The following is a 12,906-nucleotide window of genomic DNA, read 5'->3' on the forward strand; positions in this document are numbered from 1 at the left end:
ATCCTTCAAGATGCCTCTGCGTTGGCTACGCCTTGATGCAGCATGAATGCTGTCGTGTATTATTGTTGTTATTGGCCGCTAAGTACTCTCGCAGGATCAATATTGCTGGCGCGACGCGCCGGATACCAACTTGCCAAAAGACTCAGCACGAGTGCTGTCACCAGCACGTAAATCACATCCAGCCAGTGTAATTCCGATGGCAGGAAGTCAATGAAATAGATATCGCCGGACAGGAACTGATGGCCGATAAGCGCCTCAATCCCGTTTATGATCGGCGTCAGTTGCAACGAGACAACCACCCCGATGACGACGCCTATCAGGCTACCGAACAGACCCGCCAGCAGGCCGTACCAGACAAAAATGGCACGGATCAACCCATCTTTCGCCCCGAGTGTTCTTAATACCGCAATATCGCCACTTTTGTCTTTTACCGCCATCACTAACGTGGAAACGATATTAAAACAGGCCACGCCAATAACCAGCACCATAGCCAGATACATAATGGCGCGGATCATCTGAATATCGCGGTACATATAGCCGTAGGTGCCAATCCAGCTCTTGATGTAAACATAGTTATTGGTGACTTCACCCGCGTCTCGCACCAGCTTATTGGCGTTAAACACGTCGTTAACCTTCAGCGCGATCCCGGAAACGCTGGTTCCCATATCGAGATATTGCTGCGCATCTTCCATTGGGATCATGGCAAAGCTGTGATCGAGCTGACCGCTCAGTTGCAGGATCCCCGTCACGTGCAAACGCACGCGTTTAGGCTGCTGTAGCTTATGATCCGCACTGGCGTTAGGGATCATAATCGACACCCAGTCGCCCTGCTTCACCTTCAGCGCATCGGCAATACCCTTACCAATGATGATTTGTTGTTCACCGGCTTTAAAATTATCCCAGGCGTGGTTTTGCACAAAGGATGGCAGCGCGCTTAAACGCTGTTCCTGTTTCGGGTCAACGCCCTTCACCTGCACCGCGCGTAAGTTCGCCCCGCTCTCCACCAGTCCGGTAAAGTTGATATAAGGCGCCGCGGCGACAATACCCGGCACTTTTTGTACCTTGTCGAGCGCTTCCTGCCAGTTATTCCACGGTTGATTTACGGCTTCAATCTCTCCGTGTGGGACTACGGCCAGAATACGGTTGTTCAGCTCACGCTCAAATCCGTTCATGGCACTTAAACCGACGATCAGCACCGCCACACCCAACGCGATGCCAACGGTAGATATCACCGAAATCAAAGAAACCATACCGCCGCGACGCCGACCACGGCTAAAGCGCAGACCAATCAATAACGATAAAGGCGAAGCCATTACTCAGCTCCCATCAAGCTCAGTTCAGCCGTCAGACGACCATCGCGCATTTCAAGCTGGCGGCTCATCCGCTTCGCCAGTTGCAAATCGTGCGTCACCACCAGAAATGCCGTGCCCTGAGAGCGGTTCAGCTCGCCCAGAAGCTCAAAAATGCTGTCCGCGTTACGCGCATCCAGGTTACCTGTTGGCTCATCTGCCAGGACCAGGCGCGGGTTATTCACCAGCGCACGCGCGATGGCCACACGCTGGCGTTCGCCGCCAGACAATTCAGACGGGCGATGACTGGCACGATGATCCAGCCCTACTGCTTTCAGCATATCCCGTGCGCGCTCGGTGATTTCAGCCGGTTTTTTCTTGCCGATCAGCAGCGGCATCGCTACGTTTTCCAGCGCGGTAAAATCCGGCAGCAAATGGTGGAACTGGTAAATAAAGCCCAGCTTCTGATTACGCAGTTCCGCTTTCGCCGCCGACGAGAGCTTGCTCATTGGCTGACCGCTAAAAATGACGTCGCCGGAAGTCGGGGTATCCAACCCACCTAACAGATGCAGCAGCGTACTCTTGCCGGAGCCGGAGCTGCCGACAATCGCCATCATCTCACCTTCACCGACGCAAAAACTGACATCGTGCAGTACATCGGTCTGCACAGTACCTTCCTGATAGCGTTTGCACAGGTTGTCGCATTGCAACAGGATCTTATTCATAACGTAAAGCCTCAGCGGGTTGAGTGGCGGCAGCGCGCCAGGAAGGATAAAGCGTAGACAGCAGCGCGATGGCCATCGCCACCAGCGCAATGACGATAACCTGCAGCGGCTCGATAGCGACCGGCAGCGCAGCGCCATCCAGCAGCACACCAATAATTGGCATCAGATTGTTCAGTTGGCTGGCGAGCAATGCACCCAGTACAGCGCCCAGCAGCGCGCCAATCACCCCGGCACTGGCCCCCTGAACCATAAACACCATCATTATCTGCCGCGGCGTTAGCCCCTGCGTTTGTAAAATCGCCACTTCCCCTTGCTTCTCCATTACCATCAGACCCAGCGAGGTAATAATATTAAAAGCCGCCACCGCCACGATCAGGCTAAGCAGCAGCCCCATCATGTTCTTTTCCATGCGCACGGCCTGGAACAGTTCCCCTTTGCGCTCGCGCCAGTCCTGCCATTTGGTGCCTTGCGGCAGCGTTTGCTGGCTCAGCGTGTCAACTTTTAACGGTTCGTTCAGCCACAGACGCCAGCCAGTGATATTACCCACCGGATAGCGCATCAGACGCGAGGCATCCTGAATGTTGGTCAGCATCTGGTAGCCATCGACTTCGCTGTTGGCGGCGAAAGTGCCAATCACCGTAAACAAACGCTGGCTCGGCAAACGCCCCATCGGCGTAAACTGGCTGGCCGAGGGCACCATCACACGGATTTGATCGCCACGGTTCACGCCCAACTGCCCGGCAAGCTGCTCGCCGAGGATGACATTATACTTACCCGGTTGCAGATCTGTTTGCTTCACATTGACCAGATACGGCGTTAACGGATCTTTTTGTGCCGGATCGATACCGAGCATCACGCCGACCGCCACGCTACGCGCGCTTTGCAGCACCACATCTCCCGTAGTTATGGGTGCAACGCGGTTGACGCCGTTCAACACCACCGCTTTTTCCGGCAGTTGTTGCGGGTTGAGGGAACCCTGTTCAGACGAGAGTACGGCCTGAGGCATCAGGCCAAGAATATTGTTTTGCAGCTCGCGCTCGAAACCGTTCATCACCGACAACACCGTGACCAGCGCCATTACCCCGAGAGTAATGCCTATGGTGGAGAGCCAGGAAACGAAGCGACCGAAGCGATCTGCTGCACGCCCACGCATATAACGCAGGCCGATGAATAGAGCGACAGGTTGGTACATGAAATCCGTCTGGTTGCTGTTAGCAAAGTCACGAGTATATAAGCGAAAGCGGAATGGGTAAATGACTGAACCGTAAGTGTTCGTCAGCACTATTCCTAAAAGTATAAATAAATCAATTCGCTAAAGTTGTCCCTCTTCCCTTCAGCCCGGGTCCCTGATCTTTATCTTAAAAAAACAAAATGCAGACAGTTACGCATTACAGCGCACAGCGGGTTGCGCAGGATGGCAGGCTATAGCCAACAATATGGATACGCCGTCTCGATGAAGAAAAAAGAACTATGGATTAATCAAATCAAAGGGTTATGTATTTGTCTGGTGGTGATTTACCACTCGGTAATCACATTTTACCCGCACCTTACTACTTTTCAGCATCCGCTTTCAGAGCTGCTGAGCAAATGCTGGATTTACCTCAATTTGTACCTGGCGCCATTTCGCATGCCGGTGTTTTTCTTTATTTCGGGATATCTGATCCGTCGCTACATTGATAGCGTCCCGTGGACAACCTGCGTGGAAAAACGGATCTGGAGCATTGCCTGGGTGCTGGTACTTTGGGGTGTGGTGCAATGGCTGGCGTTAGTCGCGCTCAATAACTGGTTGGCCCCACAGCGCGATCTGAGCCATGCCGCCAACGCCGCTTATGCCGATTCGATCACAGGTTTTACCCACGGAATGCTGACCGCCAGCACCAGCTTGTGGTATCTGTATGCGCTGATTGTCTATTTTGTTCTGTGTAAGATTTTCAGCCGCTGGGCGGCGCCGCTGTTGGCGTTATTTGTGGTGCTGAGCGTGGCGATCAATTTTGTCCCGACGCCGTGGTGGGGAATGAACAGCGTGATTCGCAATCTGCCCTGGTACAGCCTCGGTGCATGGTTTGGCGCAACGCTGATGGTATGGATCAAGGAGGTACCTCTGCGCCGCCATGCGGTCATTGTTCTGGTTAGCGCAATCGCCGCCGTCGTCGCGTGGCTGGCAAATGTCTCACTATTACTTTCTCTGCTTTCCATTGTGCTGATCATGAAGCTGTTTTATCAATTTGAGCTGCGCTTTGGTATGCGTGAGTCCGGCCCGTTAAGCGTGATTGGTGCCAATACCATTGCCATCTACACCACCCACCGTATTCTGGTTGAGCTGTTCAGCTTAACGCTAATCCCTAAAATCAATTATACCGCCTGGCCTGCCTATGCGGAGCTGGCCCTGCTGCTGGTGTATCCGTTCGCCTGCCTGCTGCTGTGCACCTTGTTTGGCCTGTTGGTACGTAAAATTTCACAAAAAACAGTGGCCGACCTGCTCTTTTCCCCGCCTTCTTTATCGGCTGTCTCGCGCTAACCCCTACGCGCTTTTTGCCCCCATCAGGGGGCGAATCAATTTGCTTATGAGAAACGATCACGGATAATAAAGAACATTGCTTATCAGATGTATATCTAAACGAGATCCTGACAACCGAATGCCTGAACAACATCGTTATACGCTCCCGGCGAAAGCTGGCGATCAGCGCCAGTTAGGTGAGCTTACCGGTGCAGCCTGCGCAACGCTGGTCGCCGAAATCGCCGAACATCACGCGGGTCCAGTGGTCCTGATCGCGCCGGACATGCAAAATGCGCTGCGTCTGCATGATGAAATTCGTCAGTTTACCGACCAGATGGTGATGAACCTGGCCGACTGGGAAACGCTACCCTACGACAGCTTTTCTCCCCATCAGGAGATTATCTCCTCGCGGCTCTCCACGCTGTATCAACTGCCTGCCATGCAGCGCGGCGTGCTGATCGTTCCGGTAAATACACTGATGCAGCGCGTTTGTCCGCACAGCTATCTGCACGGCCATGCGCTGGTCATGAAAAAGGGCCAGCGACTTTCACGTGACGCTCTGCGTGAACAGCTGGACAGTGCGGGCTATCGCCATGTTGATCAGGTCATGGAACACGGCGAATACGCCACCCGCGGCGCGTTGTTGGATTTGTTCCCGATGGGCAGCGAGTTGCCTTATCGTCTGGATTTCTTTGATGACGAAATCGACAGCCTGCGTCTGTTTGATACCGACACCCAGCGCACGCTGGAAGAAGTCGATGCCATTAATTTGCTTCCCGCGCACGAATTCCCGACTGACAAAACGGCCATCGAGCTATTCCGTAGCCAGTGGCGCGATACCTTTGAGGTGAAACGCGACGCCGAACATATTTACCAGCAGGTCAGCAAAGGCACGTTACCTGCGGGTATTGAATACTGGCAACCGCTGTTTTTCTGCGAGCCGCTGCCGCCGCTGTTCAGCTACTTCCCCTCCAATACATTATTGGTGAATACCGGTGATATCGAGACCAGCGCAGAACGCTTCCAGGCCGATACCCTGTCACGCTTTGAAAATCGAGGTGTTGATCCGATGCGCCCGCTTCTGCCGCCGGAATCGCTGTGGCTGCGGGTTGATGAGCTGTTTTCTGAACTTAAACGCTGGCCGCGCGTTCAACTGAAAACCGAGAGTCTGGCGAACAAAGCAGCAAATACCAACCTCGGGTTCCAGAAGCTGCCGGATATTGCCGTTCAGGCGCAGCAAAAAGCGCCGTTAGATGCGTTACGTAAATTCCTTGAAGGCTTCACCGGTCCGGTGATTTTCTCGGTGGAAAGTGAAGGCCGCCGTGAAGCGCTTGGCGAACTGCTCGCCCGTATCAAAGTGGCGCCGAAGCGGATATTGCGACTCGATGAAGCCGTAGATAACGGTCGTTATCTGATGATTGGCGCAGCTGAGCACGGCTTCATCGATAGCAAACGCAATCTGGCGCTGATTTGTGAAAGCGATCTGCTTGGGGAACGCGTGGCGCGCCGCCGCCAGGATTCTCGTCGCACCATCAACCCGGATACGTTAATTCGTAACCTCGCAGAGCTGCATCCCGGTCAGCCGGTGGTGCATCTGGAGCACGGCGTGGGTCGTTATGCCGGGATGACCACGCTGGAAGCGGGCGGCATCACCGGTGAATACCTGATGCTCACTTATGCCAACGACGCCAAACTGTACGTGCCGGTGTCGTCACTGCATCTGATCAGCCGCTATGCCGGTGGCGCGGAAGAGAATGCGCCGCTGCATAAACTTGGCGGCGATGCCTGGTCACGCGCCCGACAGAAAGCCGCTGAGAAGGTGCGCGATGTTGCGGCAGAGCTGCTGGATATTTATGCCCAGCGCGCGGCGAAAGAAGGCTTTGCCTTTAAGCATGACCGTGAACAGTATCAGCTGTTTTGCGACAGCTTCCCGTTTGAAACCACGCCTGACCAGGCGCAGGCGATTAACGCGGTACTCAGCGATATGTGTCAACCGCTGGCCATGGACCGCCTGGTCTGCGGCGACGTCGGCTTTGGTAAAACCGAAGTCGCGATGCGCGCGGCCTTTCTCGCCGTAGAGAACCACAAGCAGGTTGCCGTGCTGGTGCCGACCACCCTGCTCGCACAGCAGCACTTCGACAACTTCCGCGACCGCTTTGCCAACTGGCCGGTACGCATTGAGATGTTGTCCCGTTTCCGTAGCGCCAAAGAGCAAGCGCAGATTCTGGAGCAAGTTGCCGAGGGAAAAATTGATATTCTCATCGGCACGCACAAACTGCTGCAAGCGGATGTGAAGTTAAAAGATCTGGGTCTGCTGATTGTCGATGAAGAGCACCGTTTTGGCGTTCGCCACAAAGAACGCATCAAGGCGATGCGCGCGGATGTTGATATTCTGACCCTGACGGCAACGCCTATTCCGCGTACGCTCAATATGGCGATGAGCGGCATGCGCGATCTGTCGATTATCGCCACGCCACCTGCCCGTCGCCTGGCGGTCAAAACCTTCGTGCGCGAATACGACAGCCTGGTGGTACGCGAGGCGATCCTGCGTGAAGTTCTGCGCGGGGGACAAGTTTATTATCTGTTTAACGACGTCGAAAACATCCAGAAAACCGCTGACAAATTAGCAGAACTGGTGCCGGAAGCGCGTATTGGTATCGGCCACGGACAAATGCGCGAGCGCGAACTCGAACGCGTGATGAACGATTTCCACCATCAGCGTTTTAACGTGCTGGTGTGTACCACCATTATCGAAACCGGGATCGACATTCCCACCGCCAATACCATCATCATCGAACGAGCGGATCACTTCGGTTTAGCGCAATTACACCAGCTGCGCGGTCGTGTGGGGCGTTCTCACCACCAGGCTTACGCCTGGCTGCTGACGCCGCATCCGAAAGCAATGACCACCGACGCGCAAAAACGCCTGGAAGCCATCGCCTCGCTGGAAGATTTGGGTGCAGGATTTGCGCTGGCGACCCACGACCTCGAAATTCGTGGCGCCGGGGAATTGCTGGGTGAAGATCAAAGTGGTTCCATGGAAAGCATCGGCTTCTCGCTGTATATGGAACTACTGGAAAACGCGGTCGATGCGCTCAAAGAAGGGCGTGAGCCGTCACTGGAAGATCTCACCAGCCAGCAAACCGAAGTTGAACTGCGCATGCCGTCCCTGCTGCCGGATGACTATATCCCGGATGTAAACACCCGACTGTCGTTCTACAAGCGCATTGCCAGTGCGAAAGGCGAAAACGAGCTGGAAGAAATTAAGGTCGAGCTGATAGACCGTTTTGGCCTGCTGCCCGACCCGGCTCGTACGCTGCTGGATATCGCCCGTTTACGCCAGCAGGCGCAGAAACTGGGGATCAGAAAGCTCGAAGGCAATGAAAAAGGCGGTACCATTGAATTTGCCGAGAAAAACCACGTCAACCCGGTCTGGCTGATTGGTTTACTGCAAAAGCAGCCGCAGCACTTCCGTCTGGACGGTCCAACCCGGCTGAAATTCATGCAGGAGTTGAGCGAGCGTAAAACGCGGATCGACTGGGTCCGCCAGTTTATGCGTCAGCTTGAAGAAAACGCCGTAGCATAAGCATAGCGAACAGGCCGGGTGAGCACACCACTCACCCGGCCTGATGAATTTACAAACTCTTTGCACTTCCCTGCACTTCCCGACACAGCAAACAGCCATAATTCTCGTTTACTTTTACATAATAAAAACCACGTAAAAACAATGGATTTATGGTGATGTTAAACAATAAACGACTCTCTCGCTGGCTCGCGTTTTTTACGCTTGCAGCGACATTCGCGTTAGCACTTCCGGCTCAGGCAAACACCTGGCCGCTGCCGCCACCGGGAAGCCGTCTGGTGGGTCAGAATGCCGTTCATGTTGTTGAAGACAATGGCGGTTCTCTGGAGGCGATTGCGAAAAAGTACAATGTCGGCTTTCTCGCGCTACTGCAGGCCAACCCTGGCGTTGACCCTTACGTACCACGTCCGGGCAGCGTTTTGACGATCCCGTTACAAACTTTGCTACCTGACGCTCCGCGCGAAGGTATTGTTATCAACCTCGCCGAACTGCGTCTTTATTATTACCAGCCGGGGACCAATTCGGTGACCGTGTATCCTATTGGTATTGGCCAGTTAGGTGGTGACACGCTGACGCCTACGATGGTAACCACCATCTCTGATAAACGCGCCAATCCCACCTGGACGCCAACGGCAAATATCCGCGCGCGATACAAAGCAAACGGGATTGACCTGCCTGCCGTTGTGCCTGCCGGTCCGGATAACCCGATGGGCCATCATGCGATTCGCTTAGCGGCATACGGCGGCGTGTACCTGTTGCACGGTACAAATGCTGATTTTGGCATCGGAATGCGTGTCAGTTCCGGCTGTATTCGTCTGCGCGACGGTGATATCGAAACCCTGTTCCGTCAGGTAACGCCCGGAACTAAGGTCAATATTATCAATACGCCGATTAAAGCATCCGTTGAGCCTAATGGCGTGCGCCTGGTGGAAGTACACCAACCGCTGTCCGAAAAAATCAATGACGATCCGCAACTGCTGCCGATCGTGCTGAACGCGTCCATGCAGACATTTAAAAATGCGGCGCAAACAGATACTGCCGTCATGGATCATGCGATGGAGATTCGCTCAGGCATGCCGGTCGATGTGACCCGTCATCATGACGTTGCTCAACAACCGCTGTAATCGTAGCGTATAAAAAAACCCCCGCTGGATTTTATTCCGCGGGGGTTTTTTATTTAACTCGCAGTGGCATTGCGATGGGTTAAATCTTATTTGTAGATAACAGCAGTTCCGTGAAGAGTGTTAGGACCGGTAACGGAAGTAATACGGAAAGACTTCGCACCCATCTCATCGGCTTTCTGCGCCAGTTGATCTTCCAGAGAACCTAAGTTAGTCCCCGCATTCGCAGAAATAGTACCGACTTTCTCTTGACCCGCAGGAGTGGACTGAACTTCAACAGCGGCAAAGCTTGCAAATGACAGTGAGCTAAGAACAGCAGCGACAAACAGTGTTTTTACGTTTTTCATGATAGTGACCTTTAGCAGATGAATGGGTGTCGAAAAGATTAACTTAACGATCGATAGGTAAATCATAGATGTGATCCAGGTCACACGTCAACATTTTTTTATAATGATCGTTATATAAAACATAAAGGTCTTATTTTTCATGCTAATAGCTATAAATTATTTTTATCGTGAATCCGCTGGAGTGTGCAGTCGAATATTTTTATAATGGTTATTCAATAAACCCAACAAAGGTACATCGGCGCCATGACAACTGAAACGACAGGTTGTGCAAAAAAAAGCCGTGGCCGACCAAAAGTGTTCGACAGGGAAGCCGCGCTTGATAAGGCCATGACACTCTTCTGGCAGCACGGATATGAAGCGACATCACTCGCCGATCTCGTGGAAGCCACCGGCGCAAAAGCGCCCACGCTGTATGCGGAGTTCACCAATAAAGAAGGGTTGTTCCGTGCCGTACTGGACCGCTACATCACCCGCTTTGCGGCGAAACACGAAGCCCAACTGTTTTGTGAAGAAAAAAGCCTTGAGTCCGCACTAGAAGACTATTTCACCGCCATAGCGACCTGCTTTACCAGCAAGGACACCCCGGCGGGATGTTTCATGATTAACACTTCTGCGACGCTGGCAGCCTCTTCCCGCGATATTGCGCACACGGTGAAATCCCGCCATGCAATGCAGGAACAGACGCTTACCCAGTTTCTTCGCCAGCGCCAGCAACGAGGCGAAATTCCAGCCCATTGCGACGTGCAAAAACTGGCCGAATACCTGAACTGTATTTTACAAGGTATGTCGATCAGCGCCCGGGAAGGTGCAACGTTTGAAAAACTGATGCAGATCGCACACACAACGCTGCGTCTGTGGCCCGAACTCGTCAAAGCTTAACCCTTTCCCGTAATTCCCCCGCAGTACTCACAACCCCGGGAGCTGATAAAGCCCCCGGTTAGAATTTCACGCATTACCCCTACATTCTTCATTGTTTTCATCATCTTACCCGATCATTTTTTGTAAAAGGTATTGATAACGACAATTATTATCAGCAATATTCGCATTTGTTTTAACGCCTGTTTCACAATGTAACCATCGGTTTCTTTACCGTCATAACAAAAACAGATCGACTCTTTTTTAAAAGGAATACAAATGCATAAGCGTCTCTGGGTGCTCAATCCTCTCCTGTTGTCTTTAACCCTTCCGGCCATTGCGGCTGAGGAAGAGAATCTCATCGTCAGCGCCAACCGTAGCCAGCGCACCGTGGCAGAAATGGCGCAAACGACCTGGGTTATTGAAGGAAGCGAGATTGAACAACAGGTTCAGGGAGGAAAAGAGTTCAAGGATGTTCTTGCTCAGCTAATCCCAGGAATCGATGTTAGTAGCCAGGGACGCACAAACTACGGCATGAACATGCGTGGTCGCGCCATTGTCGTGCTCATTGACGGCGTCCGTCTGAACTCCTCGCGAACCGACAGCCGTCAACTTGACTCCATTGACCCGTTTAATATTGCGCACATTGAAGTCATTTCAGGCGCAACCTCACTTTATGGCGGTGGCAGTACCGGCGGATTAATCAACATTGTCACCAAAAAAGGCCAGCCGGAGCGTGAAGTAGAACTCGAACTGGGGAGCAAAAGCGGTTTCAACAATAGCAACGATCATGATGAACGTGTTGCCGCGGCGGTGAGTGGCGGAACCGATCGCGCTTCCGGGCGTATGTCCGTCGCGTATCAACGATTTGGCGGCTGGTATGACGGTAATCACGATGCCCTGCTGCTGGATAACACCCAAACCGGGCTACAGCACTCCGATCGTCTGGACATCATGGGCACCGGGACAATTGAACTTGACGACAACCGTCAGTTGCAACTGGTTACTCAGTACTATAAGAGTCAGGGGGATGACGATTACGGGCTGGATCTCGGCGAGAACATGTCCGCCGTGACCGGAAACGGCAAAGCATACACCAGCAGCGGACTGAATTCCGATCGTATTCCCGGCACCGAACGTCATCTTATTAGCCTGCAATATTCAGATGCGGATTTTTATGGCCAGAACCTGGTCAGCCAAATCTATTACCGTGATGAATCACTGAAATTCTATCCCTTCCCTACGCTCAGCAAAGGTAAGGTCACCAGTTTCTCCGCATCACAGCAGGACACAGACCAGTTTGGTGCCAAAATTACTCTCAACAGCCAGTTGATGGATAACTGGGAGCTGACGTGGGGTGTCGATGCCGATCACGAAACCTTCGACTCCAATCAGAAATTCTTCGATCTGGCCTGGTCCCTGCCCTCCGGCGGTATGGATAACCGTACAGCTTATACCACCGGACGTTACCCCGGTTACAGCATCACCAACTTCGCGCCTTTCCTGCAAAACAGCTATGACATTAACGATATCTTTACCCTCAGCGGCGGCGTGCGCTATCAGTGGACCGAAAACAGGGTTGATGATTTCGTTGGCTATGCTCAACAGCAGGGAATCGCGACCGGGCTTGCGAACTCTGCCGATACCATTCCGGGCGGCAAAACCGATTACGATAATTTCCTGTTCAACGCCGGTATCCTTGCCCACCTGACCGACCGTCAGCAAACGTGGTTTAACTTTTCTCAGGGCGTGGAGCTTCCGGACCCAGGGAAATATTACGGTAACGGTACCTATTCGCTGGTTGGCGATCATTACCAGCTCCAGCGCAGCGTCAACGTGGCGGATTCACGTCTGGAAGGGATTAAAGTGAACTCGTACGAACTGGGGTGGCGCTACACCGGCGATAGTCTGCGCACGCAACTGGCCGCTTACTACTCGACTTCGGATAAATCGATCGTTATCAACCGCAGCGATATGACCATTAACGTTCAGCCCGACGATCGCCGCATTTATGGCCTTGAAGGTGCAGTGGATTATTTCATTGCGGATACGGACTGGAGCCTGGGCGGCAACTTCAATGTCATTAAATCGGAAGTGAAGCAGAACGGTAAATGGCAAAAATGGGATGTCACGCTGGCCTCACCGTCCAAAGCAACCGCGTGGGTCGGCTGGGCACCAGAACCGTGGACCTTGCGCGTACAGAGCCAGCAAACATTTGATCTGACCGACGCCAGCGGTAACAAGCTGGATGGCTATAACACCATGGACTTTATCGGCAGCTATCAGCTCCCGTTGGGTAAGCTGACCTTCAGCGTGGAAAACCTGCTGAATGAAGAGTACACCACACTGTGGGGACAACGTGCGCCACTGCTGTACAGCCCAACCTACGGCAGCCCGTCACTGTATGAATACAAGGGCCGGGGTCGTACTTTTGGTCTGAACTACGCCTTAACCTTCTGATAAAAAAAGCCCCCCAGCCTGAGCGAATG

9 protein-coding genes are annotated in these 12,906 nt (G+C 53.1%); 5 read left to right on the forward strand and 4 right to left on the reverse strand.

Annotated elements, in window-relative coordinates:
* Positions 1-68: 68 nt before the first annotated feature.
* From lolE to lolC, 3 genes are read right to left on the reverse strand one after another with little or no spacing between them, the layout of a single operon-like run.
* On the reverse strand, positions 69-1,313 hold the full coding sequence (gene lolE / locus OGY18_RS09285; protein ID WP_003030804.1) for a lipoprotein-releasing ABC transporter permease subunit LolE: 1,245 nt from the start codon (positions 1,311-1,313) through the stop codon (positions 69-71).
* Entirely contained in the window at positions 1,313-2,014 is a 702-nt protein-coding gene (gene lolD, locus OGY18_RS09290) for a lipoprotein-releasing ABC transporter ATP-binding protein LolD (RefSeq protein WP_003832278.1), read from the reverse strand. Before lolD ends, lolE begins: the two co-directional genes overlap by 1 nt.
* Positions 2,007-3,206, reverse strand: coding sequence for a lipoprotein-releasing ABC transporter permease subunit LolC (gene lolC / locus OGY18_RS09295; RefSeq protein WP_032934420.1), 1,200 nt, complete (start codon positions 3,204-3,206; stop codon positions 2,007-2,009). Before lolC ends, lolD begins: the two co-directional genes overlap by 8 nt.
* 261 nt (positions 3,207-3,467) lie before the next feature.
* Between lolC and OGY18_RS09300 the strand changes: the two genes are divergently transcribed.
* The 3 genes from OGY18_RS09300 to ldtC all read left to right on the forward strand — a co-directional run bounded on the left by OGY18_RS09300 (position 3,468) and on the right by ldtC (position 9,218).
* A complete protein-coding gene (locus OGY18_RS09300) occupies positions 3,468-4,532 on the forward strand; it encodes an acyltransferase family protein (RefSeq protein WP_003832275.1) in 1,065 nt (354 codons plus the stop codon).
* 118 nt (positions 4,533-4,650) lie between these two features.
* The gene (gene mfd, locus OGY18_RS09305) at positions 4,651-8,097 is read left to right on the forward strand and encodes a transcription-repair coupling factor (protein WP_279274850.1); all 3,447 of its coding nucleotides are present in this window, start codon (positions 4,651-4,653) and stop codon (positions 8,095-8,097) included.
* A gap of 155 nt (positions 8,098-8,252) precedes the next feature.
* Positions 8,253-9,218 (forward strand): L,D-transpeptidase LdtC, encoded by a 966-nt coding sequence (gene ldtC / locus OGY18_RS09310; protein WP_032944376.1) that lies wholly within the window; start codon positions 8,253-8,255, stop codon positions 9,216-9,218.
* An 86-nt stretch (positions 9,219-9,304) separates the two neighbouring features.
* Here ldtC and bhsA read toward each other — a convergent pair whose 3' ends face one another.
* On the reverse strand, positions 9,305-9,562 hold the full coding sequence (gene bhsA, locus OGY18_RS09315; protein WP_003030810.1) for a multiple stress resistance protein BhsA: 258 nt from the start codon (positions 9,560-9,562) through the stop codon (positions 9,305-9,307).
* 243 nt (positions 9,563-9,805) lie between these two features.
* Here bhsA and comR point away from each other — a divergent pair, with 243 nt between their 5' ends.
* Positions 9,806-10,441: a TetR family copper-responsive transcriptional repressor ComR gene (gene comR, locus OGY18_RS09320; RefSeq protein WP_003832266.1), complete on the forward strand. Its 636-nt coding sequence runs from the start codon at positions 9,806-9,808 to the stop codon at positions 10,439-10,441.
* Positions 10,442-10,696: 255 nt separating this feature from the next.
* Positions 10,697-12,877, forward strand: a complete 2,181-nt coding sequence (locus OGY18_RS09325; RefSeq protein ID WP_126956039.1) for a TonB-dependent siderophore receptor — start codon at positions 10,697-10,699, stop codon at positions 12,875-12,877.
* Positions 12,878-12,906 lie beyond the last annotated feature (29 nt).

Source organism: Citrobacter sp. Cpo142 (assembly GCF_030332425.1).
GTDB classification, from domain to species: domain Bacteria; phylum Pseudomonadota; class Gammaproteobacteria; order Enterobacterales; family Enterobacteriaceae; genus Citrobacter; species Citrobacter portucalensis.

Bases quoted from the DNA above. Each gene is read 5' to 3' on its own strand.
- ldtC (WP_032944376.1), top strand. From the start codon at position 8,253: ATGTTAAACAATAAACGACTCTCTCGCTGGCTCGCGTTTTTTACGCTT.
- lolE (WP_003030804.1), bottom strand. From the start codon at position 1,313: ATGGCTTCGCCTTTATCGTTATTGATTGGTCTGCGCTTTAGCCGTGGT.
- OGY18_RS09325 (WP_126956039.1), top strand. From the start codon at position 10,697: ATGCATAAGCGTCTCTGGGTGCTCAATCCTCTCCTGTTGTCTTTAACC.
- mfd (WP_279274850.1), top strand. From the start codon at position 4,651: ATGCCTGAACAACATCGTTATACGCTCCCGGCGAAAGCTGGCGATCAG.
- lolC (WP_032934420.1), bottom strand. From the start codon at position 3,206: ATGTACCAACCTGTCGCTCTATTCATCGGCCTGCGTTATATGCGTGGG.
- OGY18_RS09300 (WP_003832275.1), top strand. From the start codon at position 3,468: ATGAAGAAAAAAGAACTATGGATTAATCAAATCAAAGGGTTATGTATT.
- bhsA (WP_003030810.1), bottom strand. From the start codon at position 9,562: ATGAAAAACGTAAAAACACTGTTTGTCGCTGCTGTTCTTAGCTCACTG.
- comR (WP_003832266.1), top strand. From the start codon at position 9,806: ATGACAACTGAAACGACAGGTTGTGCAAAAAAAAGCCGTGGCCGACCA.
- lolD (WP_003832278.1), bottom strand. From the start codon at position 2,014: ATGAATAAGATCCTGTTGCAATGCGACAACCTGTGCAAACGCTATCAG.